This is a genomic window from Symbiobacterium terraclitae (genome assembly GCF_017874315.1).
GTDB classification, from domain to species: Bacteria; Bacillota; Sulfobacillia; order Symbiobacteriales; family Symbiobacteriaceae; genus Symbiobacterium; species Symbiobacterium terraclitae.
Window position 1 is genome coordinate 52671 of sequence record NZ_JAGGLG010000007.1, and the last position, 20858, is coordinate 73528.

The window sequence follows — 20858 nt, forward strand, 5'->3', positions numbered from 1 at the left end:
TGTAGACCAGCCCCTTCAAAGTATAGTCTAGTTTAGATTACTCCGACGGCGAGCCCATTCCCTCTATTACTATTAGTTACATTGACTCAAGTCAACAGGTTGATTCTGTACGTATCGACCCGTCCGATCGACCTCCTCTGGAGGCAGTACCTGAGCAACAATGGGCACGGGACGGGCAGTCCGCCCGTCCCGCTCCTTCCTTCAATACTATATGGCCCGCCGGTGGCGTTCCGGCCGGTCAGTGGCCGTGCCCGGAACCGCCCAGGTACGCCTCCCGCACAGCCGGGTGCGACTGCAGCTCCGCCGCCGGGCCGGAGAGGACGACCCGCCCCGTCTCCAGCACGTAGGCCCGGTGCGCGATGGAGAGCGCCATGGCCGCGTTCTGCTCCACCAGCAGGATGGTCGTGCCGCGCTTGTTCAGCTCGGCGATGATGCCGAAGATCTCCTGCACCAGCCGCGGCGCGAGGCCCATGGAGGGCTCGTCCAGCAGGAGCAGCTTGGGCTGCAGCATGAGCGCACGCCCCAGCGCCAACATCTGCTGCTCGCCGCCGGACAGGGTCGACGCCTTTTGGAACTCGCGCTCCTTCAGCCGGGGGAACCGCTCGAACACCTCCGCCAGGTTCTTGTGGAAGGTGTCGGGCCTGGCGATGTAGGCGCCCAGTTCCAGGTTCTCGCGGACCGTCAGGTCGGGGAAGACCCGCCGCCCCTCCGGCACGTGGCCGATGCCCATCGCCACGATCTGGTGGGCCGGAACCCGGGTGATGTCGGTGCCCTGGAAGCGGATCGTGCCGCTCTTGGGCCGGTTGAGCCCCGAGATCGCCCGCAGGGTGGTGGACTTGCCGGCGCCGTTGGCGCCGATCAGGGTAACGATTTCGCCCTCGTTCACCTCGAGGGAGACGCCGTGCAGCGCCTGGATGTTGCCATAGGCAACCTGGAGGTCTTGCACCTGCAGGATCATTCGGCCACCGCCTTTCCGAGGTAGGCCTCGAGCACCCGGGGGTTCGCCTGAATCTCGGCCGGCGTACCCCTGGCGATGATCTGGCCGAAGTCCAGCACCACCAGCCGCTCGCAGAGGTTCATCACCAGGCCCATCTGGTGCTCGATGAGCAGCACGGTCAGGTCGAACTCCTGCTTCACCTTGCGGATCAGCTCGACCAGCTGGCCGACCTCCGAGGGGTTCATGCCCGCGGCCGGCTCGTCCAGCAGCAGCAGCTTGGGCCGGGTGGCCAGGGCCCGGGCGATCTCCAGCCGGCGCTGGGCGCCGTACGGCAGGGAGCCCGCCTTCTCGTGGCGCCGGTCGGCCAGGTTCATCCGCTCCAGCAGCGCCTCGGCCTCCTCGGTGAGCTCCCGCTCGCGCCGGGCGAACCGGGGCGTGCGCACGAAGGAGTCGAGGAGGTTGTAGCCGCACCGGGGGTGCATCACCGCCCGGACGTTGTCCAGGACAGTCATCTCCTTGAACAGCCGGATGTTCTGGAAGGTGCGGGCGACGCCCATCTGGGTGATCTGGAAGGGCTTGCGGTCGTTGATCACGCGGCCCTCAAGGACCACCTCGCCCAGGGTGGGCGGGAAGACGCCGGTGATCACGTTGAAGACGGTGGTCTTGCCGGCGCCGTTGGGCCCGATCAGGCCCACCAGCTCGCCCTTCTCCAGGGTCAGTTCGAAGTCGACCAGGGCCTTCAGGCCGCCGAAGTGGCGGGAGACCTTACGGCATTCAAGCAGCGCCACGGGCGTTCCCTCCCTTCGGACGGCGGACGAAGAGCCGGTCCAGGCTGAACTCCCATCCGCCCATCAGCCCCTGCGGCCGAAGGATCATCAATACGATGAGTGCGAGGGCGTAGACGACGCCGCGCCACTCCAGGAACTGCTGGCCCAGCACGTCGCGCAGGATCTCCTGCAGGAAGACGACGCCGATGGCGGCCACCACCGTTCCCGTCAGGCTGCCCAGGCCGCCCAGCACCACGATCAGCAGCACGTCGAACGACTTCAGGAAGAAGAAGTTGCTGGGGTGCAGGAAGCTGTAGAGATGGGCGTAGAGTCCGCCGCCCAGCCCGGCCATGCCGCAGCCCAGGGTGAAGGCCAGCATCTTGAACCGGGTGGTGTCGATGCCCATGATGTCGGCGGCGATCTCGTCCTCCCGCACGCTGATGCAGGCCAGCCCGTGGCTGGAGTTGATCAGGTTGCGGGCGAGCCAGATCACCAGGACCGCGCACCAGAAGACCCAGGTGAAGGTGGTGATGCGCGGGATGCCCATCATGCCCATGGAGCCGCCCAGGAGCTTCGAGATCTTGTCGCTGTTGTCGAACAGCACCTTGACGATCACGCCGAATCCCAGCGTGGCGATGCCCAGGTAGTCCGACCGCAGCCGGAGGATGGGCAGGCCGATCAGGAAGCCGATCAGCGCAGCGGCCAGGGTGCCCGCGATCAGGCCCAGCACGAAGTTGAGCGGCGTGCCGCCATAGGCCTTGGTGATGAAGGCGCCCACGTAGGCGCCGACGCCGTAGAAGGCGGCGTGGCCCAGCGAGAACTGGCCGGCGAAGCCGTAGATCAGGCTGAGGCCCACCGCCGAAATGGTCGTGATCAGGGCCAGGTCCAGGATCAGGCCCCAGTAGGTCGTGATCACCCCGGCCCTGCGCAGGAAGTAGATCACGACGTAGAGGGCGACGACCAGGGCGAAAGAGAGAATGCTCTTCTTCTGCATCTGCGCCACCCCCTACACCTTCTCCGGTCCGGCCTTGCCGAGCAGACCCGCCGGGCGGACCAGCAGCACGAGGATCAGCAGGGCGAAGGCGACGGCGTCCTTGAAGTCGGTGGTGATGTAGGCTGCCGTCAGCACCTCGGCCTGCCCCATCAGCACCGCGCCCAGCAGGGCGCCGGGGATGGAGCCGATGCCGCCGAGCACCGCCGCGGTGAATGCCTTCAGGCCGGGCATGATGCCCATGTACGGCCAGATCTGCGGATACGCCGCGGCCAGGAGCGCGCCGGCGGCGGCGGCGAGGGCGGAGCCGATGGCGAAGGTGAAGGCGATCACCTGGTTCACGTTGATCCCCATCAGCCGGGCGGCGTCCATGTCCATCGAGACCGCCCGCATCGCCTTGCCGATCTTGGTCCGGTAGACCACGAGCTGCAGGATCGCGACCAGGATCAGCGTGGAGACGATGATCAGCACCTGAACGCTGCTCACCTTCACCCCGAAGAGGTTCCACTGGGCCCGCGGGATCATGGCCGGGAACTGGCGGTAGTCCGGGCCGAAGGCGATCCGCAGGCTCGAGAAGTTCTCAATGAAGAGCGAGACGCCGATCGCGGTGATGAGCGCCGCGATGCGCGGCGCCCCCTTCTCCCGCAGGGGCCGATAGGCCAGCCGCTCGATCACCACGCCCAGCAAAGCACAGGTGACCATACCGACCAGGATGGCGACGGGCCACGGGATCCCCCGGACCAGCCCGAAGAAGGTGACAAAGGCGCCCACCATGATGACATCTCCATGGGCGAAGTTGATCAGTTTGATGATGCCGTAGACCATGGTGTAGCCCACCGCGATCAAGGCGTAGACAAATCCGAGTTGGAGGCCGTTGACCACCTGCTCTAGTAACTGGCCCATAGGCCCGCCTCCTTATGAATGCGGATAGGCCAGGGCCAGGCCGCCACCGGCCAGGCCCTGGCACGACGCCGGAATGCTTACGGGTTGACGGTGGTGACGAAACCGTAGGTCTTGTCGGCCTTCACCTGAAGGATGGTCGCGGCCTTGATCGGGTTGCCCTTCTCGTCGAAGGAGATCGAGCCGCCGACGGCCTGGAAGCCCTTCAGGTCCTGGATGGCCTGACGGATCTTGTCGGTGTCGTCGGTCCCCGCGATGCGGATCGCCTCGAGCATGATGTTGGTGGCGTCATAGGTCAGAGCAGCGAAGGAGTCGGGCTTGGTGCCGTACTTGGCCTCGAAGTCCTTGACGAACTTCTGGACCGCCGGGCTGGGATCGTCAGCCGAGTAATGGGCGGTGAAGTAGTTGCCGTCCAGCGTACCGAAGTCCAGGTCGGTGGAGTCCCAGCCGTCGCCGCCGAGCATGGGCACGTCCAGGCCCTTGTCCTTGGCGGCCTTGGCCAGCAGGGAGACCTTGTTGTAGTAGTCGGGCAGGTAGAGCATGTCGGGCTTCAGCGCAGCGACGTTGGTCATCACGGCGGAGAAGTCGGTGTCGTCCTGGGAGTAGGACTCCCACGCCACGATCTGGCCGCCGCCGGCCTCGAACTCAGCCCGGAACGACTCGGCGAGGCCCACGGTGTACGGGTTGCCCTTGTCGTAGAAGACCGCGGCGGTCTTGACGCCCAGGTCGTTCAGGGCGAACTTCGCGGCCACCTGACCCTGGAACGGGTCGATGAAGCAGGCGCGGAAGACGAAGGGCTTCCGGCTGCCGTCGTCGTTGACGGTGACGCCCTCGGCGGTCGCGGTGCCGGTGATCATCGGGATCTTGTTCTCGTTGGCCACGATGCCGACCGGGATGGTGACGCCGGAGGTGACGGAGCCGATGATGGCCTTGACGCCGTCCTGGGTGATCATGCGGGTCGCGATGTTGACGCCCTCGGTGGAGTCGCCCTTGTCGTCGCCGGAGACGGCCTCGACCTTGAAGTCGCCGGCCTTGTAGCCAGCCTGCTCAAGTGCGAGCTCGAAGCCCATCTTGGAGGACTCGCCGAAAGTCTTCACGTTGCCCGTCAGCGGCGCGATCAGGCCGATCTTGATGACCTTCTCAGCCGAGCCGGAGCCGGAACCGGAACCGGAGCTGCTGCTCGAGCTCGAGCTGCTGCTGGAGCTCGACCCGGGGCCGGTGCTGGTACCCGGAGCCTGCGAACCGCCACAAGCCGCGAGCACGAACATGGAGACTACCAGGAGCCCAACCAGTGCACGCTTCATGCTGACCCCCCTCATTCTCTGAAAACCCCTCTCTGTCTGCCTTATCACGGGATTCTCCCGGATATTAGGTAGTGTATATTCTCTAATGGGTCAAAAAGTCCTTTCGCTCGCGGCGAGAGATTTTTTGGTGGTAGCGAACTGTAGTGCTAAAGGTGATGAAAAGGGGCGTGAGGCACATATAGTGATCATGTTGGGACGATCGTGATGGAGGGGATGCGCGTGCGGAACCTGGTGATGGCCTGCCTCGCCGGCCTTGCGGCGCTGGCGCTGGCCGGCTGCGGCCTGGCCGGGCGGGCGGTCGAGAGTGCGACGGAAAGGGTCATCCAGAGCGCCACGGAGAAGATCGTCGAGGGCGCCTCTGGGATCTCCGTGGACGTGGATGACGGCTCCATCACGATCACCGGCCCGGAAGGCCAGGCGATCACGCTGAGCGGCGACAGCGCCGAGGACAGGCTGGTCGCCGGCTTCCCGCTGCCCGTCTACGACGGGGCCAAGGTGGTCGGGTCTGGGCGGGTGACGACCAACGGCAAGACCACCTACAGCGCCGAGCTCAGCTTCACCGGCGACGCCATGGCGGTGGCCGACTTCTACGAGGAGGCGCTGAAGGAGATGGGCATCGAGGTGAGCCGCTCGGAGATGGAGATCGATGGCGAGATCATGGTTATGCTCTCGGGCGAGTCCGAGACCAGGTCGGGCCTGATCACCATCACGCGCAAGGAGTCGGAGAAGGCCGGCACCGCCAACCTCCTGATCGGCGACAAGTAGCCGAGGCCGCGCCCGCAAGAACGCAGGCGAGCCCCCGGAGAGGGGCTCGCCTTGGTGTTCTCCTACTCCTCCCCCCACACGTACAGGGGAGGCACCGCCTCGAGTTCGCCCAGCCGGCGGGCGTGCTCGTAGAAGGCCAGCAGCCCCCGGCGGTAGCGGGGCCCGAACTCGTGGCGGATCAGGTCGAAGTAGTCGTCCGCGACCGCCCGGGGCAGTCCCCGGCGGGCCATCGCCTCCTCCACCATGTCCGGGCGGTGGTCCCAGGCGTACTCCTGGGAGGCGTTGAACAGCCGGGTGACCTGGCGCAGGGCGCCCGGGTTGGCCTCGGCCAGCTCCCGGCGGGCCACCCAGAGGGCGTAGACCATCGGGTGGCCCGTGAAGGCCTTCCACTCTGCCCCCAGGTCGGTGCAGGGGACCTCCGGATGGTTCAGCGCCGCCAGCAGGGCGTCGTCGCCGATCAGCAGTGCGGCGTCGTGCTCCGCCAGCATGGCCTCCAGGTCGGGGGGAGCCACCCGGTACGCCGGCCGCACGCCGTACCGCTGCTCCAGGATGATCCGGGTCAGCACCACCGAGGTGGCGGACGAGGCGGTGAGCGCCACCGGGCGGCCGTCCAGCTCGGCCAGGGGCCGCCGGTGGAAGAGCAGGATCGACGCCACCCTGCCGTCGGCGCTGATGGAGAGGCCGGGGATGATCACGCAGTCCGCCGCGTGGCGGGCGTACTCGATGCTGGAGATGGGCGTGACGTCGAGGCGCCCCTCCAGGAAGGCCCGGTTGAGCACCGAGGGCGGCCCCTTCTCCACGGTCACGTCCAGCTCCACAGCCCCCCGCTCGATGCCGAAGTAGACGGGCAGGCAGTTCAGGTAGTCGATGTAGCCGAGCCGGATCGACGGGGCCGCCTGCGCCACCGGTGCGCCGGGGCTGCCGCCGGGCCGCGCCGTGCGCCCCGGCCCGGGCAGATGTTCACCCATCCTGGTCTGCCCCCCTTAGTAGATCTCGAGGATCTCATAGAATGTGTTCCGCTTCGCCGGGACCCGGCCGGCGTCCCGGATCAGCCGGATGGCATCGGACGGCGTGGCGTGGAAGACCGTGCCCGCCGCGGCCACGACGTTCTCCTCCATCATGGTGCCGCCGAAGTCGTTGCAGCCACAGTCCAGGCTGATCTGGCCGATGCGCACGCCCTGGGTGACCCACGAGGCCTGGATGTTCTCGATGTTGTCCAGGAAGATCCGGGCCACAGCCAGGGTGCGCAGGTACTCGTAGCTGGAGGTGGTCACGCCGTTGTGCAGCCCCTCCGCCACCAGCGGTGTGTTCCCGGGCTGGAAGGTCCAGCAGATGAAGGACCAGAAGACGCCGCGGCCGTGCCGCTCGGCGGTCCGGTCCTGGACCTCCCGGAGCCTCAGGAGGTGCTCCACCCGCTCTTCCAGCGTCTCCACGTGGCCGAACATCATGGTGGAGGAGCCGCGCAGGCCGACGTCGGCGATGATCTCGTAGGTGGCCAGCCAGTCGGCGGCCGGGTCCTTCAGGGGGGCGATGATGCGGCGGGGCCGGTCGGCCAGCACCTCGCCGCCGGCGCCGGGCACCGAGTCGAGGCCCGCCTCCCGGAGCCGCTCCACCACCTCCCGCACCGGCATCTTGTACGCCCGGGCGAAGTGGCGGATCTCGGAGACCGAGAAGGAGTGGATGGCGATCTGGGGGTAGTGCCGCTTGATCAGCCGGCACATCTCGGTGTAGTAGTCGAAGGGCAGCTTCGGGTGGTGGCCGCCCTGGATGAGCACCTGCGTGCCCCCGGACGCGGCCAGCTCGCCTACCTTCTGCAGGATCTGCTCGTGGCTCAGCACCCAGGCGTCGCTGTCCTTCTCGTGGCGGTAGAAGGCGCAGAACTTGCAGTCCGTCACGCAGACGTTGGTGTAGTTGATGTTCCGGTCCTGGACGAAGGTCACGATGCCCCCGGGGTGGAGCCGGCGTGTGATCTCCCCGGCCACCAGGCCCAGGGAGCCCAGGTCGCCCTCCCGCATCAGCACGCAGCCCTCCTCGTAGCTGAGCCGGTGGCCGTCCAGGGCCTTGTGCAGGATGCGCTCCACCGCCGGGGTGGGCTCGGGCCGCGCGAGGGCCTCATGGATCCGCTCCAACTGCTCCATCGGCTCCGCCTGCTTCAGTGGTCTCACCTGCTCCAACGGCTCCACCGCTCACGCCCTCCCTTCCGCAGTGCGCTCGCCGGCGCCTCCGGTCTGCTGCTCATCCAGAAACTGGACGGGCACAGGCCGCCCCCTGCGACCGCCCGGGTGGAACCGGCCCTCAGCCATGGCCCGCTCGGCCCGGGAGAGGTGCACCGTCTCGACGGTGTAGCCGCGGATGGCGCCGGCGGCCACCAGATCCGGATCGGGCTCCGCCGGGTACTCCCGGATCACCTCGTACACGGTGTTCCGCTCGGCCGGGATCCGCCCGGCCTCCCAGATCATCCGGAGCAGCTGCTGCAGCTCGGTGTACTGGGCGGTCCGCGCCCCGGCCATGTGGTAGATCTTCTCCTCCCGCACGGTGCCGTCGATGTCGTTGGCGCCGAAGTGGAGGCTTACCTGCGCGATGGCTGGCGAGCTGGCGATCCAGTAGCTCTTGATGTGCGGGAAGTTGTCCAGCATGAGCCGGCCCACGGCGATCACCCGCAGGTCGTCGTAGCCCGTGGGGCCGGGCAGGTGGCCGAGGTTGGTGTTCTCGGGGTGGAAGCGCAGGGGGATGAAGGCCTGGAAGCCGCCACTCCGGTCCTGCTGCTCCCGGAGGCGCACCAGGTGGTCCACCCGCTCCTCGGGGGTCTCCACCGTGCCGTACAGCATGGTGGCGTTGGACCTGAGCCCCAGCCGGTGCGCCGTATCGTGGACGTGCAGCCACTCCTCCGCGGTCTCCTTGGGCTTGCAGATCGCCTCCCGCACCCGGGGGGCGAAGATCTCCGCCCCGCCGCCGGGAATCGACCCCAGCCCGGCTTCCTTGAGGGTGAGCAGCACCTGCTCCAGCGTGAGGCCCGAGATGCGGGTGAAGTGGATGAGCTCGATGGCGGTGAAGCACTTGAGGTGTGCGCCGGGGCAGGCCGCCTTCACCGCCCGCAGCATCTCGGGGTACCACTCCCAGGGCAGGTCGGGGTGCAGGCCGCCGACCATGTGCAGCTCGGTGGCCCCCTTCGCCACGGCCTCCCGGGCCTTGGCGACGATCTGTTCAATCGTGAGGGTGTAGGCTTTGGAGCTGCGCCGGCTCTGGCCGAAGGCGCAGAACTTGCAGTGGATGGCGCAGACGTTGGAGTAGTTGATGTGGGCGTTGTTGTTGAAGTAGACCCGGTCGCCCACGCGCATCCGCCGGGCCAGGTTGGCCAGCTGGCCCACGGCGAAGAGGCTCGGGTGGGTCATCAGGGTGACGCCGTCGTCAAAGGTCAGTCGCTGGCCCGCCACCACCTTGCGGTAGATGGGGGCCAGCCGGGAATCGAGGGTCCGTTCCAGCAGGCTGTTCCCGCCCATGTCCCGGCTCCTTTCTTCGGTCGGTACCTCCTCTACTTTAGCGGGGCGGGCCGGCCCGCAGGGGCGGATTTGGCACGATTGTCCGTTTTGTGACAGCGGTCGGCCGGTATCGCGCCGGCCGTTCCGTCATGATGGGAGGAGACGCGCACTGAGGGAGGAAGCGCCGTGAGCAGGCCCAGACTGCCCATTCTGACCAACCGGGCCGACACGCTGAAGTACGTGGACGGGGTGGTGCGGATCCTCGACCGGCGGCGGCTGCCGGAGGAGATCGTGTTCGTGGACTGCCGGAGCTACCGGGAGGTGGCGCAGGCCATCGTCGACATGGTGATCCAGGGGGCGCCGCCCCTGGCCTATGCGGCCGGCTACGGCCTGGCGCTGGCCGCACGCCAGTTCCGGACCATGCCGGCCGGGGAGTACCGGAATGCCCTTGCGCAGGCGCACCGGGAGCTGCGGGACACGCGGCCCACGGGGGCGGACATCTTCCCCCTGCTGGACCGGGCCCTGGACCTCGCCCTCTCGGCCATCGCCGAGGGGCGGGACGCCGAGGCGGCCGTCGTGGCCTTCGTCGACGCGCAGATCCGGGCGGGCGACCGCGCAGCCCGGCTGAGCGGCCGCCATGCGGCCGGACTGCTGGAGGACGGCGACCGCATCCTCACCCACTGCTTCGCCGGCGCCGCCCTGAACTACATGCTCTACTACGCCCTGGAGGCGGGGAAGCGCATCGAGCTGATCGCCACCGAGACCCGCCCCTACCTGCAGGGCGCCCGGCTGACGGCGGCCCAGGCGCGGGAGATCGGCGTGCCGGTGACGCTGGTGACGGACAACATGCCCGGCTACCTCTTCTACCGGGGGATGATCACCAAGTACGTGACCGCGGCCGACTCGATCACGCTGGACGGCCACGTCTCCAACAAGATCGGCACCTTCCAGTACGCCGTCCTGGCCCACCACTTCGGCGTGCCCTTCATCGTGCTGGGCTACGACGGCCCCGACCCCGACCGGGCGACGGCCGCCGACATCCCCATCGAGGAGCGGAACCCGGAGGAGGTCTTCTACTGCCGGGGGGTGCGCACCGCCGCCGAGGGGATCCGCGGCTACTACCCGGCGTTCGACATCACGCCGCCGCAGTACGTGAGCGTCATAGCGACAGAGAGGGGGCTGTTCACGCCCTGGAACCTGCGGGACTACTTCGCGGCGCCGGAGCCTGAGGATGCGTGAGGGGCCCGGACGGCCATGCCTGGCGGGAGGATCGGTAAGGCGGTGGAGACCGTGAGGATGGGTGGGCACTGGCAGAGCGAGTCCGTGGACACAGGCGGGCATGGGCCGGTGGAGGCCGTGAACACGGGTGGGCACGGACCGGTGGAGGCCGTGAACACGGGTGGGCACGGACCGGTGGAGGCCGTGAACACGGGCGGGCACTGGCCGGCGGAGGCCGTGAACACGGGTGGAAACGGGGCTGCGGAGGCCGTGAACACGGGCGGGCACTGGCCGGCGGAGGCCGTGAACACGGGTGGAAACGGGGCTGCGGAGGCCGTGAACACGGATGGGCACTGGCCGGCGGAGGCCGTGAACACGGGTGGGCATGGCGCGGTTAACGCCGCGGCACACGTTGACACCGTGATCATCGGCGGCACAGCGGCCTACCACCTACAGTTTGACTCGGGCTGGCTGGAACGGACGATGGAGACGCCCTACGGCCTCGCCGGCCCCTTCCGCCTCTTCGAGGTGGCGGGCCGTCCCGTGGCCTTCCTCAGCCGCCACGGGGGCGAGGGGCGCCTGGGGGTGACGCCGCCCTTCGTCAACTACCGGGCCAACGTCTGGGCCGCGCGCACCCTGGGCGCCCGGCGGATCCTGAGCTGGAACAGCGCAGGCTCGCTGGTGCGCTCCCTGCCGCCCGGGAGCCTGGCGGTGGTGTCGGACCTGATCGACTGGACCCGCCGGCGTCCCGCCAGTTTTGGGCAGGCGGTGCATCCGGATGGCGATCTCTTCGACCCGGGCCTGCGGGCGGAGCTGGTGCGGGCGGCGGCCGCCTGCGGCCACCGGGCTGCGCCGGGGGCGGTCTACGCCGCCACCGAGGGCGCACGGCTCGAGACCCGGGCCGAGATCGCCCTCCTGGCCCAGGCCGGGGCAGAGCTGGTGGGGATGACGCTGGCGCCGGAGGCCTTCCTGGCCCGGGAGCTGGGGATGGCGTACGGCTCGCTCTGCTGGGTTTCCAACTACGCCACCGGCGTGCCCTTCGACGGGCCGGAACAGCGGCTCTTCGGGCCCGAGGTGGGGCAGCTGATGTTCGAGATCATACGGCGGCTGCTGGAGGAGGAGGCGAAGCAGGATGCCTGAGGTGGTCTACATCGTCCCGCCCGGGATGGCCCCCGAGGGCCGGGTGAGCCGGCACGAGACGCCCTACGGCGCCGTGACAGATCGGGGCGGCGCCCTGATCCGGGATCAGGCGGCCGACCCGCGGGCCCTGATCTACGCGGCGAAGCAGGCGGGCGCCTGCGGAGTGCTGGCCGCGGCCACGGCTGATCCGATCAGCCCGCTGCTGGAGCCCGGCGACCTGGTGGTGCCGGCCGACGTGGTCGACCTCACCCGCCTCCTCCCGTCCACCTTCTTCGTGGGGAAGGGCTACGGCTTCATCAAGGTGGACCCGCCCTTCTGCCCGGAACTCATGGCGGCGCTGTATGAGGCTGCGCGCGCGGCGACCCCCCGGGCGTTCCGGGGGGCCACGCTGGTGGGTACGGACGGGCAGCGGGAGGCGACGCCCGCCGAGCGGCGCATGTACCGCACGTGGGGCGCTGACCTGGTTGGATCCGGCCCGGTGCCCGAGGCCTTCCTGGCCCGGGAGCTGGAGCTCTGCTACGCCGCGCTGGTGGTGGTGGAGGCCCGGCCGCCGGCAGACGGGCTCCACGCGGGGCTGCTTCCGGTCTTGGTTCGCGCGACGGAACTGGCACGCAGCCCCCGATCGTGCGCCTGCGGCCGGGCGATGGCCGGCGCACGGGCGCAGGGAGTCATCGGCGACGACTGGCGGGAGTGGACCGACCGGCACATCTGAGAACACGCCCCAAAGCCCCCTCACCCGAGGGGGCTTGTGTTGTTTAATTGAACCAAGTCACACCTGTCTATAGTCCATTACATTAGAAGCAGCCCGGTTACGCCCACCCTGGAGGACGCCTACCTGCTCCTCCTCTCCCGCGCCGGGAGTGAGCGCACATGAACACCGCGGTGCTCTGGCGCCTCTTCCTGGGCGACTTCCGCGAGCGGGTGCGGGGAGGGCGCTTCCTCCTAATCACGGCGGCCACGGCCGCCATCGGCACGCTGTTCGTCCCGGGGAACGCCGGGTACAACGTGCTGACCGTGGGCGGCTACCGCGGCGTCTACAACTCGGCGTGGGTGGGCGCATCGGTGGCACTCGTGACCAGCTTCTTCCTATCCCTCTTCGGCTTCTACCTGGTGAACGACGCGATCGGCCGGGACCGGCAGACGGGCGTCGGGCAGGTCCTGGCCGCCACGAGGATGACGCGGGCCACGTACATCCTGAGCAAGGCCACCAGCAACTTCGCGCTGCTCGCCGTCCTGGTGGGCGTGCTGGCGGTGGTCGCCGCCGGGATGCAGCTGCTCAGGGGCGAGGCGCCGGCGATCCAGCCCTGGCCCCTCCTGGCGCCCTTCCTGCTGGTGACGTTGCCGGGCATGGCCGTCGTCGCGGCGCTTGCCGTCCTGTTCGAGTCTATCCGGCCCCTCCGGGGCAGCCTCGGAAACGTCCTCTACTTCTTCGCCTGGCTGGGCCTGGTCATGGTGAGCATGAACACCACGCGGACCGACATCGGCGTGCTGGCTGTGGACACGTTCGGGGCGAACCTGCTGGTGAGCGCCATCCGTGACGCCCTGCTGAGCCAGCCGGACGTGACGGGATCGCTCTCCATCATCGAGTCCGGCACCGGAGCTCCCAGGACGTTCGTGTGGAACGGGATGGACTGGTCGCTGCCGCTGGTGGCCGCCCGGCTGGCCTGGGTTCCGGTGGCCGCGCTGATCACCGCCGCGGCCATCCCCCTGTTCGACCGGTTCAACGCCACGCCGCCCATCCGGCGGGCACCCAGGGAGCAGCGCACGTCCGACGGCCCGCCGGCCGCAGGGAGGGCGGAGGCGCCCGCGTGGCTCAAGCGGGCGCCCGAGGGACGCGCCGCCTTCCGGCTGGCCCCGATGCTGGCACAGGAGCTCCGTCTGCTGCTGAAGGGCACCAGCCTCGCGTGGTACGTGGGCGCCGCCGTCCTGATCCTGCTCACGTTCACCGTGCCGGAGGAGATGCTGCACACCTTCCGGCTGGCCGCCTGGCTCTGGCCGGTGGGGCTCTGGTCCCGGCTGGCGGCGAAGGATTACGCCTCCCGCCCGGAGGAGCTCGTCCTGGGCGCCGCCCGCACCGTGCGCCACCAGCTGCCGGCCGCCTGGCTCGCCGGGCTGCTCCTGGCGCTGGTCACCAGCAGCGGCGCCATCACCCGCCTGGCCCTGGCGCAGAGCTGGCCCCAGCTGGGCGCCTGCCTGATCGGCTGCCTCTTCGTTCCGTCGCTGGCCGTCGCCCTGGGCGCTGCGACCCGAAGCGACAAGCCCTTCCAGGTGCTCTACGTCATCATGTGGTACGCCGGTCCCGGCGACGGCGTGCACTTCCTGGACTTCATGGGCGCCCACGAGTACACCCTGCAGGCAGGCATGCCGCTCTACTTCCTGGCGCTCACGCCCATGCTGCTCCTCCTCGCCGGCTACGCCCGCCGGCGGCAGGCATACGGCGGATCATAAGCAAGGGGCTGGTCCAGTCCGGACGACTGGGCCAGCCCTCTTCCATAGCTCGCACTACGTCCGCGCCACGATCTCCCCGGTCAGGCTCGCGTCGAACCCCTGCATGGCGGTCAGCTGCGCCCGGACCCACGGGTGCTTCAGGGTCCGCTTGCCAACCTCCGTCTCCTTCCTCCGGTGGAGGAGAAGTCCTTCCGTAGGTGGAACCCTTCGTCAAGGTTTTCACCCAGGGGGGTGGTTCCATGTTCGCCGCAGAGCAAGTCCTCAAGGCCAAACTGGTTCCCCCCCGGCTCCGCCGGCACACGCTGGTCCGCCCGCGCCTTCAGGAGCGGCTGGCGGAGGCGCTGGACGTGCCGCTCACCATCCTGCAGGCCGGGCCGGGGTACGGCAAGACCACGGCCCTGGTCTCCTTCCTGGCCGAGGCGCCCTGCAGGGCCGTCTGGTACACCCTCACGCCGGACGACCTGCATCCCTTCCCCTTCCTCCTCCACCTGATCTACGCCCTGCGGATCGCCTTCCCCGAGGTGGGCGGCCGGGCGCTGCAGCTGCTCCAGCAGGGCGAGGGCCCGAACCGGTCCTGGGCGCACGTGGTGGACGCCCTGACCTCCGACCTGCTCACCGGGGCCCAGCACGAGCTGCTGATCGTCCTGGACGACTTCCACAACGTCGACGAGGGCGACCAGGTCGTGGCGCTGGTGGAGCAGTTCATCGAGCACATGCCGCACCACGTCCACCTGGTGCTGGCCACCCGTCGCCGGCCGCCGCTGGGCGGCCTGCCCCGGTGGCGGGCCCTGGCCGACGTGGTGGAGCTCACCGAGCAGGATCTGGCCTTCACCCCCGCCGAGGTGGAGGCGCTCTTCCTCGACCAGTACGGCGTGGGCCTCACCAGCGAGCAGACCGCCGCCCTCGCCCGGCGGACCGAGGGCTGGATCATCGCCCTGCAGCTGGCCTGGCAGGGGCTGCGCAAGGGGTCGACCCTCCAGGACTTCTGGGAGGGGCGGCCCAAGAACCTCGACACGCTCTTCAACTACCTGGCCCACGAGGTGCTGGACCGGCAGCGCCCCTTCGTCCGCCGCTTCCTCCTGACCACGTCCGTGCTGGAGCGCCTCCAGCCGCCGGTCTGCGACCTCCTGATGGGCGAGCCGGGCAGCGACCGCGTGCTGCAGGCGCTGGAGGAGAACGGCCTCTTCATCCAGGCCGTCGGCGACGGCGAGTTCCGCTACCACCAGCTCTTCCACCAGTTCCTCAGGACCCAGGCCCAGCAGGACCGCGAAGCTTGGCGCACCCACCACCTGACGGCGGCGCGCTACTACCTGGAGGCGGGCTGCGCCGAGGTGGCGGCGGGCCACTTCGCGGAGGTGGGCGAGTACGACCTGGCGGCCGGCGCCATTCTCAAGGCGGCAGACGGGATGATCAACGCCGGACGGGTGGAGGCGCTGGGGGCGTTCCTCTCCCGGCTGCCGCAGGAGACCTTCAGCCGGCTCCCGGAGCTGCTCCTGCGCTGCGGCGACGTCGCCCGGCTGACCAGCCGTTTCGACGACGCCCTGGCCTACTACGGCCAGGCCGCCGAGAAGTACGGCGCGCTGGGGGACGCCCGCGGGCGCTGCCTGGCGCTTATGGGCGAGGCCCGGGTCTACCTCGACACGATCTCGCCCGGCAAGGCCGACGACGTGCTGGCCGAGGCGCAGCAGCTCGTCCACGCCCTCACCGAGTACGAGCGCGCCGACCTGATGGCGCTCCTGGCCGAGAACGAGACCAACCGCGGCCGGCCCACCGACGCCGCCCGCTTCGCCAGCCTGGCCGCCGCCGGCGCCGGGGCCCGGGTGGACGACCTCCTGGAGGTGCGCGCCCTGCTGCGGACCGGCCGGCTGTCCGAGGCGATGCGCGCCCTGACGCGGCTCTCCCGGCAGGGGCTGGCCGGGGCCAGCCGCGCCCACCGGGAGGTCCCGCTGCTCATCTCGTACATCGCCGCCCTCATGGGCGACGTGCCGCTGGCGCGCACCGGCGCCGAGGAGGGCATCCGCCTCGGGCAGGAAAAGCGCTCGCCCTTCGTGGAGGGCGTCGGCCTCATGCGCCGGGCCCACGCGCTGCAGCTCAACCCGCTGGCGCCCGACGAGGCGGTGGCCGCCGAGTACCAGGCCGCCATCGCCCTGATGGAGAAGATCAACGTCACGCGCGGCAAGGCCGAGCCGCTGGCAGGACTTTCCCTGTTCTACGGCCACCGGGCCGGCAACTGGGCGCAGGCGGAGCACCACGGCCTGGAGGCGGCCCGCATCGCCCGGGCAGCCTGCGACAACTGGTTCCACGGCTACTGCCTGCTCAGCCTCGGCGCTTCGGCGGCCGCGCTGGCCCGGCCGGAGGCGGACGGCTACCTCCGGCAGGCGGAGCAGGCCTTCACCCAGACCGCCGACCCCTACGGCCTCACCATGACCCGGCTCTGGCAGGCGCTGCTGGCCCACCGCCGGCGGGACCGGGATGCCTTCGCCGCGGCGCTGCAGGCCGCCCTCGCCACCGCCCAGGAGCAGGACTACGGCTTCCTCTTCACCCGGCGGACGCTCTTCGGCCCCCAGGACCCGCAGGTCCTGATCCCGCTTCTGCACGAGGCCCGCCAGCGGTCCATCCAGGCGGCCTACGCCACCCGGCTCCTGGCGGAGATGAAGGTGGCCGACCCGGAGCACCACCCCGGCTACACCCTGCGGCTGCGCACCCTGGGCACCTTCCAGGCCTGGCGGGGGATGCAGGAGATCACACGCCGGGAGTGGCGGCGGGAGAAGGCACGCCAGCTGCTCCAGCTCTTCATCACCCACCGGGGGAAGCTGCTGCAGCGGGAGCAGATCATGGAACTGCTCTGGCCGGAGGCGGACCCCGCGGTCGCCCAGCGGGACTTCCGCGTGGCCCTCAACTCGCTGCTCACCGCCCTGGAGCCGGACCGCCCGGCCCGGGCGAACCCCTTCTACATCGTGCGGGAGGGGCAGGCCTACGGGCTCAACCCCCAGTCCGGCTACTGGCTGGACGCCGACCAGTTCGAACGGCTGGCCGCCCACGGCCTCGCCTGCGGCGAGCAGCGGCAGGAGGCGCAGGCCCGCGAGTCCTTGAGCCAGGCGGTGGAGCTCTACCAGGGCGACTTCCTGGCCGAGCTGCGGTACGAGGACTGGTGCTCGGAGGAGCGGGAGCGGCTGCAGGTGCTCTACCTGCGCGCGCTGGAGTGGCTGGCCCAGGACGCGGCCCGCCAGGGGCTCTACGAGAAGTGCGTCCGGCTCTGCGACCTAATTCTGGCCACCGACCACACCTGGGAGGAGGCGTATCGCCTCCTGATGTACAGCCACTTCCGGCTCGGCAACCGGGCGCTGGCGCTCCGCACCTACGAGCGGTGCGTGCAGAACCTGCAGGAGGAGCTGGGCATCAGCCCGATGCCCGCCACGGCACGGCTCTTCGAGCGGATCCGCAGGAGCGCCTCGCACACCGTGCGCGGCGAGGAGCGCTAGCCCCCCATCTGGTGACTGCCGTGTAACACCGCCCTGCCATCATGAAGCAGTACGCCGCGCTGATGCGTGACACCACCCTTTCGCAACGCAGGCGACCACCTCGCTGATGGGAGGGAACCACATGGCTGCGGTATCGCTTGGGAACGGTCTGCGCATCTTCTACCGGGAACGTGGCCAGGGAGGGCAGACGGTCCTGCTGATCCACGGCAACACCGCCTCTTCGCTCTGGTGGGAGCGGGTGATGGAGCACCTGCCCGGCAGCGTGCGCGTCCTTGCCCCCGACCTCCGGGGCTGCGGCGACAGCGACAAGCCGGCGCCCCCGTGGTCCATCGCCGACCTGGCCGAGGACATCTACCAGTTCACGCAGGCCCTCGGGGTCGGGCGCTGCTTCGTCGTGGGCCACTCGCTGGGCGGCGGGGTCGCCATGCAGCTGGCCGTCGCCCGCCCGGAGCTGGTGGAGCGCCTGGTGCTGATCAACTCGGCGCCCGCCGAGGGGCTGGTGACGCCGCCCGAGCGGTACGCGCAGCTGGAGGCGGCCGTGCAGATGCCCGAGCTGCTGAAGGCGGCGCTCGGCATGATGATGCCCACCGCCCCCCAGGACGAGTTCTACCGCGCCGTGCTGGAGGAGTCTGTCACCAAGTCCGCCGGCGCCCTGATCCCCAACGGGCGTGCGCTGGACGTGATGAACCTGGTGGAGCAGGTGGCCGGGCTCCGGGTGCCCACCCTCATCATCTACGGGCAGAAGGACGGCCTGGTCACGCTGGACATGATGGAGCGGACCCGGGACCAGATCCCCGGCGCCCAGCTGGAGCTCTGGCCGGACGTCGGCCACTCCGCCCCGGTCGAGGCGCCGGAGCGGCTGGCGAAGCGGCTGGTGGAGTTCTTCGGCATCTGACGTGGAGGAAATGCGGGAGGAGCACCCCGGCGTGGGTGCTCCTCGCTTCATGACGACGGGTGCATGGCTGATGGTGCGGCGCCTCACCAGGAGCCGGCCCGCTCATCGCCGCCCATCCCGGCAGAACGCCGCGATCCGCTGGAGGTCCGCGGTGACTTCCGCCCCCTCCGGCAGGGCGTCTGCTACAAGATCCCGCCAGGGGTGCCGCAGGTAAGAGAGGTCGAGCAGGGCCAGCACGCCCCGGTCCTGCGCGGTGCGGATCAGGCGCCCGGCCCCCTGCTTCAGCCTGATGAGCATCTCCGGAAGGTCGACCGCCAGGAAGGGATCCTCGCCCCGCGCCTGTGCCTGCTCCCGCCGCTCCCGGATCAGCGGGTCATGGGCCGGGAAGGGCAGGCGGGGAATGACCACGCAGGAGAGCGACTCGCCGGGGACGTCAACGCCCTCCCAGAAGGTCACCCCCACCAGGACCGAGGACGCGTCCTTCCGGAACTGCGTCAGCATGGCGCCCCGCTCGCCGTCGCCCTCGAAGAGGATCCGCCAGGGGAGTCCGGCCGAGGTCAGCGACCGGCGGTACCGCTCCAGGTCTGCCCGGCTGTTCAGGAGCACCAGCGCCCGTCCCCGCATGGCCTCGATGATCTTCACGGTCTCGGCGACGTCATCGGCCTCCTCCGCCGGGCGGTAGACCAGCACCTGCTCCGCCAGGTTGAACGGTACGCCCACCCGGGAAGTCCCGTACCGGTTGATCTGCAGCACACGGGCCATGTAGGCCGGCTCCAGCGTCGCCGAGGAGAAGAGGACCGGCGTCCCGGTGGAAAGGGTCTGCTCGCCGTACAGCGGGAGGGGGCGGCGGGGCACCACCCACATGTCCTCTCCCTCCAGCCATGGCAAGGAGTCGGGTTCCCTGAGCATCGACAGCGCTGCGAGCAGGTCGTCGAGCCAGGCCTGGTACGCCCGAATCGTCACCTCGCTCTCCAGTCCCTCGTTCATCGTCTCCTCGGTGGCCAGCTCGTCCTGCAGCTGCTCCACCGCCGTCACGAGGCCGTCCACCGCCTCCATCACCGATCCCGCGCGGGGGATGGTGCGCTTCCCCTCCTCCGGTCCGACCGCGGCCGCAACGCTGTCCAGGAGCCGCCGTCCCGCCTCGCGGACCTGTGCGACCACCACGTCCGCCAGCCGCTCGTAGCGGCGCTGCAGCGACGAGCCCCGGGCGCGCTTCCTGGCGTAGCCGGCGATCAGGTCGAGGGTCTGGGCCAGCCGCCTGCGGCTCACCACGTGGCCCTGGGCCCGCTGCCAAGTCTCGGGCCAGTGGTGGGCCTCGTCCAGCACCACCGCCGAGTACGCGGGGAGCAGCGGCAGATGACCGGTGGCCAGCCGCTCGGCCCGGGTGAGCAGGTCGGCTGCGAAGAGCCGGTGGTCCGTCACGATCAGGTCGGTCGCCGCCCGGCAGCGCTGGCGGGCGGCTGACACGTGGCAGGTGGCCCGCATGCGGCAGGCGTCGCAGGGAAGAGAGGGGTCCCAGCTCACCTGGTCCCAGAGCTCGTCGGGCGTGCGGGGCACCTCCGACCGGGCGCCGGTCTTCGTCTTGCGGGCCCAGCTGTGCAGCGCCTTCCAGCCCTTGGGGCGGTGGAGGAACAGGGCGTCCGCCTTGCGCCGGCAGACGTACTCCCCGGGTTCGGTGGCGAGTCGGGCGTCGATTCCCAGCCCCAGCAGCCGGGAGAGCGCCTGGATGTCCCCCTGCGGACCGATCAACTGTGCCTGGAGGACCTTCGAGGAGGTGGCCACCACGACCGGTCTGCCCTGGAACCGTGCGTAGCAGACGGCGGGCAGCAGGTAGGCGAAGGTCTTGCCGGTCCCCGAACCGGCCTCGGCAAACAGGGGCTGCCCCTCTGCGAGCGCCCTGGCCATGCGGAAGGCGGTGTAGATCTGCTCTTCGCGCACCTCGTAACCGTGCCCGGGCAGTTGCTCGTAGAAGACCTGGCCCAGCCAGTTGGTAAGCCCCTGGCTGAACTCCGCCCGGTTGCGCGCCTTGAAGGGGAGGTTGGTCCAGCTGAGCCGCAAAGGGGGTCCCTCCTCGTCCGAGAGTGTGCCAGCCTGCCCAGTGTACATTCCCCCTCTGCGGCCCTCCAGTCTCGTAATTTCTGCAGTTTCGTGGTATAATGTTGGTGGAGCGAGAGGTCGAGTTACTGCCTCACCACCCCGGCGGAGGTGACCGGGCCGTTGTCGTCCAGTGGCCGGTTATCTCAGCGTGGGGATCGGCGGCATGGGCGAGCAATACGAGAGCGGAGCACCCTGAGGGGTGCTCTTCGTCTTCCTCACGATCCCTTCCAGCCCGTCCCCCCGGGTTCTCCTCCAGGGGCCACACAGTCTCTGTTCAACTACCCCGCAGGGTATCCAAAGCTTAGGTTGGGGCCTCCGGCCCGACCGCAACGATCAGGAGATCAGCCCCCCGTATTGGTAAGGAAATGAGCCTGCCCCTTCACCCAGCGTGGCTCATCTCCTTGCCGTTCACGTTTCAACTACCTCCCCGTCGCC

The 20858-nt window shown here is 69.6% G+C and carries 16 protein-coding genes; 7 read left to right on the forward strand and 9 right to left on the reverse strand.

Annotation, left to right across the window (positions count from 1 at the left end; all coding sequences use genetic code 11):
• Positions 1-238: 238 nt before the first annotated feature.
• The 5 genes from J2Z79_RS05780 to J2Z79_RS05800 form a co-directional block, all read right to left on the reverse strand.
• Positions 239-958: an ABC transporter ATP-binding protein gene (locus J2Z79_RS05780; protein WP_209465921.1), complete on the reverse strand. Its 720-nt coding sequence runs from the start codon at positions 956-958 to the stop codon at positions 239-241.
• Positions 955-1725: an ABC transporter ATP-binding protein gene (locus J2Z79_RS05785; protein ID WP_209465922.1), complete on the reverse strand. Its 771-nt coding sequence runs from the start codon at positions 1723-1725 to the stop codon at positions 955-957. The genes J2Z79_RS05780 and J2Z79_RS05785 overlap by 4 nt, the downstream gene beginning before the upstream one ends.
• Entirely contained in the window at positions 1712-2698 is a 987-nt protein-coding gene (locus J2Z79_RS05790) for a branched-chain amino acid ABC transporter permease (RefSeq protein WP_209465923.1), read from the reverse strand. Before J2Z79_RS05790 ends, J2Z79_RS05785 begins: the two co-directional genes overlap by 14 nt.
• Before the next feature lie 12 nt (positions 2699-2710).
• Entirely contained in the window at positions 2711-3598 is an 888-nt protein-coding gene (locus tag J2Z79_RS05795; protein ID WP_209465924.1) for a branched-chain amino acid ABC transporter permease, read from the reverse strand.
• A 77-nt stretch (positions 3599-3675) separates the two neighbouring features.
• Positions 3676-4899, reverse strand: coding sequence for an ABC transporter substrate-binding protein (locus J2Z79_RS05800; protein ID WP_245302274.1), 1224 nt, complete (start codon positions 4897-4899; stop codon positions 3676-3678).
• Positions 4900-5118: 219 nt separating this feature from the next.
• Between J2Z79_RS05800 and J2Z79_RS05805 the strand changes: the two genes are divergently transcribed.
• Positions 5119-5664: a hypothetical protein gene (locus tag J2Z79_RS05805; protein ID WP_209465926.1), complete on the forward strand. Its 546-nt coding sequence runs from the start codon at positions 5119-5121 to the stop codon at positions 5662-5664.
• 62 nt (positions 5665-5726) lie between these two features.
• On the opposite strand, the gene J2Z79_RS05810 is transcribed toward J2Z79_RS05805, so the two are convergent.
• The 3 genes from J2Z79_RS05810 to mqnE are packed head-to-tail and all read right to left on the reverse strand — an operon-like array spanning position 5727 to position 9164.
• Positions 5727-6632 carry a menaquinone biosynthetic enzyme MqnA/MqnD family protein gene (locus J2Z79_RS05810; RefSeq protein ID WP_209465927.1) on the reverse strand — a complete coding sequence of 302 codons (906 nt, stop codon included), beginning with the start codon at positions 6630-6632 and terminating at the stop codon, positions 5727-5729.
• A gap of 15 nt (positions 6633-6647) precedes the next feature.
• The gene (mqnC, locus tag J2Z79_RS05815) at positions 6648-7847 is read right to left on the reverse strand and encodes a cyclic dehypoxanthinyl futalosine synthase (protein ID WP_342589426.1); all 1200 of its coding nucleotides are present in this window, start codon (positions 7845-7847) and stop codon (positions 6648-6650) included.
• 3 nt (positions 7848-7850) lie between these two features.
• Positions 7851-9164, reverse strand: a complete 1314-nt coding sequence (gene mqnE / locus J2Z79_RS05820; RefSeq protein WP_209465928.1) for an aminofutalosine synthase MqnE — start codon at positions 9162-9164, stop codon at positions 7851-7853.
• Positions 9165-9329: 165 nt separating this feature from the next.
• Here mqnE and J2Z79_RS05825 point away from each other — a divergent pair, with 165 nt between their 5' ends.
• The 6 genes from J2Z79_RS05825 to J2Z79_RS05850 all read left to right on the forward strand — a co-directional run bounded on the left by J2Z79_RS05825 (position 9330) and on the right by J2Z79_RS05850 (position 18326).
• Complete coding sequence (locus J2Z79_RS05825; protein ID WP_209465929.1) at positions 9330-10382, forward strand: s-methyl-5-thioribose-1-phosphate isomerase; 1053 nt, start codon at positions 9330-9332, stop codon at positions 10380-10382.
• Positions 10383-10424: 42 nt separating this feature from the next.
• Positions 10425-11501, forward strand: a complete 1077-nt coding sequence (locus J2Z79_RS19115) for an MTAP family purine nucleoside phosphorylase (RefSeq protein ID WP_209465930.1) — start codon at positions 10425-10427, stop codon at positions 11499-11501.
• On the forward strand, positions 11494-12213 hold the full coding sequence (locus J2Z79_RS05835; protein WP_209465931.1) for a phosphorylase family protein: 720 nt from the start codon (positions 11494-11496) through the stop codon (positions 12211-12213). The genes J2Z79_RS19115 and J2Z79_RS05835 overlap by 8 nt, the downstream gene beginning before the upstream one ends.
• 158 nt (positions 12214-12371) lie before the next feature.
• Positions 12372-13949, forward strand: a complete 1578-nt coding sequence (locus J2Z79_RS05840) for a hypothetical protein (RefSeq protein WP_209465932.1) — start codon at positions 12372-12374, stop codon at positions 13947-13949.
• 239 nt (positions 13950-14188) lie between these two features.
• Positions 14189-17431: an AfsR/SARP family transcriptional regulator gene (locus tag J2Z79_RS05845; protein WP_209465933.1), complete on the forward strand. Its 3243-nt coding sequence runs from the start codon at positions 14189-14191 to the stop codon at positions 17429-17431.
• A gap of 121 nt (positions 17432-17552) precedes the next feature.
• The gene (locus J2Z79_RS05850) at positions 17553-18326 is read left to right on the forward strand and encodes an alpha/beta fold hydrolase (protein ID WP_209465934.1); all 774 of its coding nucleotides are present in this window, start codon (positions 17553-17555) and stop codon (positions 18324-18326) included.
• A 102-nt stretch (positions 18327-18428) separates the two neighbouring features.
• Here J2Z79_RS05850 and J2Z79_RS05855 read toward each other — a convergent pair whose 3' ends face one another.
• Positions 18429-20384 carry an ATP-dependent DNA helicase gene (locus J2Z79_RS05855; protein WP_209465935.1) on the reverse strand — a complete coding sequence of 652 codons (1956 nt, stop codon included), beginning with the start codon at positions 20382-20384 and terminating at the stop codon, positions 18429-18431.
• Between the last annotated feature and the right edge of the window lie 474 nt (positions 20385-20858).